The sequence below is a fragment of the Gordonia sp. GN26 genome, from assembly GCF_054823965.1.
In genome coordinates this window covers 1-3,946 of record NZ_JSYC01000062.1, presented here as the reverse complement: position 1 = coordinate 3,946, position 3,946 = coordinate 1, and the positions used below count along the sequence as shown (strand labels likewise).

4 protein-coding genes are annotated in these 3,946 nt (G+C 67.4%); 3 read left to right on the top strand and 1 reads right to left on the bottom strand.

Annotated features, from left to right (window positions below; genetic code table 11):
• The coding region (locus OK17_RS14290) for an acetyl-CoA C-acyltransferase (RefSeq protein WP_461417837.1) at window positions 1-921 on the bottom strand (921 nt) is incomplete at its 3' end.
• Window positions 922-1,050: 129 nt separating this feature from the next.
• Between OK17_RS14290 and OK17_RS14285 the strand changes: the two genes are divergently transcribed.
• From OK17_RS14285 to OK17_RS14275, 3 genes are all read left to right on the top strand, one after another.
• Window positions 1,051-2,220 carry a TetR/AcrR family transcriptional regulator gene (locus tag OK17_RS14285; RefSeq protein ID WP_232717033.1) on the top strand — a complete coding sequence of 390 codons (1,170 nt, stop codon included), beginning with the start codon at window positions 1,051-1,053 and terminating at the stop codon, window positions 2,218-2,220.
• Between the two features lie 163 nt (window positions 2,221-2,383).
• Window positions 2,384-3,613: an acyl-CoA dehydrogenase family protein gene (locus OK17_RS14280; protein WP_232717032.1), complete on the top strand. Its 1,230-nt coding sequence runs from the start codon at window positions 2,384-2,386 to the stop codon at window positions 3,611-3,613.
• A 59-nt stretch (window positions 3,614-3,672) separates the two neighbouring features.
• Window positions 3,673-3,946 (top strand): TetR/AcrR family transcriptional regulator (locus OK17_RS14275; RefSeq protein WP_461417836.1); only part of this gene is annotated, 274 nt, incomplete at its 3' end.

Below are 3,946 nucleotides of genomic sequence, written 5' to 3'. Positions count from 1 at the left end.
GGTGGCGGGGGTGGGGCCGGTCAGCATGATGGTGGGCTCGGAGCCGACCTCGGCGAACGAGACGACGCGGGCGCGCGGGGTCAGGCCGTTGCGCTTGCCCGCCTCCTCGCTACCGATGAGCACGAGGCCCGAACCGTCGACGATGCCGGAGCTGTTGCCACCGGTGTGGACGTGGTTGATCTTCTCGACGCTCGGGTACTTCTGCAGTGCGACGTCGTCGAAGCCGGCCATGTCGGCGAGGGCGGCGAAGGCGGCCTTCAGCTTGCCGAGGCTCTCGACGGTCGAACCCGGACGGCGGTGCTCGTCGTGGTCGAGGATGGTGACGCCGTTGATGTCCTTGACGGGCACCACGGACTTGGTGAAGTAGCCACTGGTCCAAGCCTTCTCGGCGCGAGCCTGCGACTCGGCGGCGTAGGCGTCGACGTCTTCACGCGAGAAGCCCTCGATGGTGGCGATCAGGTCGGCACCGATGCCCTGCGGGACGATGTAGTGGTCGTACGCGGTGGCGGGGTCGGTGAAGAGTGCACCGCCGTCGCTGCCCATCGGGACGCGCGACATCGACTCGACACCACCGGCGAGAACCAGGTCGTCGAAGCCGGAGGCGACCTTGGCGGCCGCGAGGTTGGTGGCTTCCAGGCCCGAGGCGCAGAAGCGGTTGATCTGGGTACCCGGAACGGTCTCCGGGAGGCCGCTGTTGAGGGCGGCGGTACGTGCGATGACCGCACCCTGCTCGCCGACCGGCGAGACGACACCGAGGATGACGTCGTTGACGTCGGCGGGATCGAGGCCGCCGTGGCGGGCCAGAACCTCGTCGATCAGACCCGAGACCAGGTCGACCGGCTTGACGCTGTGCAGCGCACCGCCGCGCTGCTTGCCACGAGGCGTACGGATCGCCTCGTAGATGAATGCTTGATCAGGCACGAAAGTGTTCCTTTCACACGAACCACCAGTTGGTTACTCCCCGAGGCTAACGCGGAATCACTTATTTGGCTATACCCCGTGGTCAACAGGTCTGGATTTCCTCCGAATGTGCGCTATGGTCTGTTCACCATGCCTGACCGAAAGACGACCCGGACAAAGGGCGCCGACCGCAAGCGACAGCTCGTCGACTCTGCGGCGACGCTCTTCGTCCAGCGCGGCTACGCGCAGGTGTCGGTCGCCGACATCGCCCGTTCGGCGGGCGTCACCGCGCCATCGGTCTACAGGCATTTCGACGACAAGCAGTCACTCCTCGAGGCGGCCGTCCTGGCAGGCGTCGACGACCTCGAGGCGTGCACCGACCGCGCCCTCCGCGACGGCAACGACGCGGCGACGCTGATCTCCACCGTGTGCGCGCTGGCCGTCCAGCGCCCGCAGACGGCCTCGCTCTGGCGTTGGACGAGCAACTACCTGACCGTCGAGCAGAACAAACAGGTCGCGCTGCGCACCCGCGAGGTGATCGGACAGTGGGCGGCGGCGATCCTGAACGGGCGCGACGACCTGACCGAACGCGAGGCCGTCCAACTCGCGTGGGCGATCCTGAGTGTCAGCGGCAGCCTCACCGTGCACCACACCCGGATGTCCAGCGTCCGTGCGCGAGAAGAGATCGAGAAGCTGGTCCGACGCCTGCTGGTGCTGAGCCCGTCGACCGCACCCCCGCTCGCCACGACGCCGGAGCTCACCGGGACGACCCGATCGCGCCGGGACGAGATTCTCGACGCCGCGGCCGCGTTGTTCGCCGCGCGCGGGTACTCCGACGTCGGGGTCGACGAGATCGGTGGCGCGGTCGGGATCGCCGGACCCAGTGTGTACAAGCACTTTCCGTCGAAGATGGCGATCCTGGTGGCCATCGGTTATCGCAGCGGCGCCCGCCTCGAGGCGGCGGTGATGGCGGCCTACGGAGCGACGAACGATCCCGCCAAGCTCCTTGCCACACTGGTCGATTCGTATGTCGAGGTCATCACCAGCACGCCCGACCTGTCCGTGAGCTTCAACAACTCCCCGGTCCTCGCCGGCCAGCCCGGCGCCACCGAGCTGCTCGACATCCAGCGTCGCTATGTCGCCCGCTGGATCGATCTGCTCATCGAGGTCGACCCGGGACTCAAACGGGACCAGGGTGCGGTGGCCGTGCACGCGGCCCTGTCCATCGTCAACGACGCGGTGCGGATGAGACGAGGAACCCAGAGTCCGGAGTTCGCCGCACGGATGGCCTATCTGATGAAGGGCATCCTCGCGGTCTGACATCGTTTCCTCTCCACGCTCACGCGGTCATTGGGACTGAACTTACTTCAGTTCGACTTTCTTGTCCACAGATGCTTGACAGCTCGGGGCGCATCCATCGAATATGAATTGAGTTCTGTTCAGGTTCCTGATCCACATCCATGCTCGGCAGAGGAGTTCAGCGATGAGCATTCACCCCGGGACGGCCGAGACACTGTCCGCCGCGCCGCTCGACACCCACGACGCAGGCGACAGCGCCGCGAGCGGGCGCCCCTGGTCGATCGACACCGCGATCCCGTTGCTGCCCAACGACGAGGAGTCGGATCTCCGCGACGCGATCCGATCGCTGCTGGCGTCCGCAGGCGACATCGAGGACGTCCGTCGCATCACCGAGTCGGAGCTCGGATACTCCTCGGAGGTCTGGTCTGAACTGGCCACGTCGATGGCGGTCACCACGATGGCCGTACCCGAATCCGACGGCGGCCTCGGCTACGGGCTGACCTACCTCTGCACCGTGCTCGAGGAATGCGGCCGAGCGCTGCGTCCGGAACCCGTCCTGACCTCGGCAGCGGTCGGTGTCCACGCCCTCCTGCTGGGCGGCGACGCCCGCCTCGACCAACACCGAGCGGCAGCACTCGACGGCAGCGCCGTGGTCACCGCGACCCCGCTCGACGGCGACACCGACTGTCTCACCGCCCTTGAGGTCTCCTCCGGGGACTGGCGCCTGTCGGGCACCGCGGCGCACGCGCCGCACGGCGCCACCGCCGACATCGCCGTCGTCACAGCCGAAACCGGCGGCGGCCGTCGACTGTTCGCCGTCCCGCTCACCGATGATTCGGTCACTCGTGTGACCGCGGAATCGCTGGACCCCACTCGCCCGCTCGCCGTGCTCCATCTCGACGCGGCGGCTGCGATCCCGTTGTCCGACGAGGGCGGTACCGCGGCCCTCGTGTCAGAGCTCCGAGCCCGCGCGACCATCGCCGTTGCCGCGGAGAACGTCGGCATCGCGTCGCATCTCCTGGAGATGACGATCGAGTACACCAGCTCGCGCAAGCAGTTCGGCCGGGCGATCGCGTCGTACCAGGCGGTCAAGCACCGGATCGCCGACATGCTCCTCGACGTCGAGCGCGCCCGATCCGCCGCCCGCTACGCTGCCGGCGTCGTCGACGCGGACGGTGACCGTGCCGCCATCGCGTTCGCCGCCGCGGTCGCCGGAACCATCTGCACCGAGGCCGCGATCCGGGTCTGCACCGAGACCATCCAGTTGCACGGTGGTATCGGCTTCACCTGGGAGCACCCTGCTCACAACTACTATCGGCGGGTGCTCGTCAACGAGGCGGCCACGGGGGACGCCACGACTCAGCGGACGCGCATTGCGGCGTCGATACTCGACCGCGTGCCCGAATCCGCGTGACCTGAGTTCAACTCATGTCACGATGGACACCGGCGACACAGATCAGAAGGGGGTAGGCAATGCCAGTCGACTCGAAAGTTCGTGAGGACGGACCACGCTCGAAGCGTGCGCGCATCCTGACGGTCGCCGTCGAGCAGTTCGGCAAGGTCGGATACGAGCACACCAAATGGGCCTCGGTCGCGGGCGAGGTGGGTATCGGCCAGACCGCGCTGTACCACTACTTCGAGTCGAAGGCGCACTGCCTGCTCACGATCATGCGCATCGAACTGGCCGAGTCGGTCAGCCGTTTCGACGCAGGGACCGCCGGGATCAGCGATCCCGAGGAGGCCTTGC

Bases quoted from the DNA above. Each gene is read 5' to 3' on its own strand.
- OK17_RS14285 (WP_232717033.1), top strand. From the start codon at position 1,051: ATGCCTGACCGAAAGACGACCCGGACAAAGGGCGCCGACCGCAAGCGA.
- OK17_RS14280 (WP_232717032.1), top strand. From the start codon at position 2,384: ATGAGCATTCACCCCGGGACGGCCGAGACACTGTCCGCCGCGCCGCTC.